Source organism: Monashia sp. HAY1-5C, from assembly GCF_056755255.1.
The window spans coordinates 1-236 of sequence record NZ_JBPGXG010000770.1; the positions used below are offsets into that span (position 1 = coordinate 1).

Annotated in this window: 1 protein-coding gene; it reads right to left on the reverse strand. The window is 71.2% G+C overall.

The annotated features are described in order from the left end of the window. Positions 1 to 83 precede the first annotated feature (83 nt). Positions 84 to 221: a polyprenyl synthetase family protein gene (locus ACR9ZK_RS23490; RefSeq protein WP_481344318.1), complete on the reverse strand. Its 138-nt coding sequence runs from the start codon at positions 219 to 221 to the stop codon at positions 84 to 86. Between the last annotated feature and the right edge of the window lie 15 nt (positions 222 to 236).

Here is a 236-nt window from a genome sequence, read left to right on the forward strand (position 1 = left end):
GAGTAGGGCTCGTCGCACCACGTGAGGCACAGGTCGCCGGCGAGGATCGTCGCGCCCTCCCCGAAACGGTCGGAGTCGCCGGACTAGCCGTGGTCGGTGTGGAGCGAGGCGACCGCCCGGTGGGCCGAGGGCTTGCCGTGGCGGGTGTCGTTGCGGTCCATGATGTCGTCGCGCAGCAGCGCAGTGGCCTGGAAGAACTCCATGCTCGCCGCGCGCCGCACGAGTGCGTCGGAGTC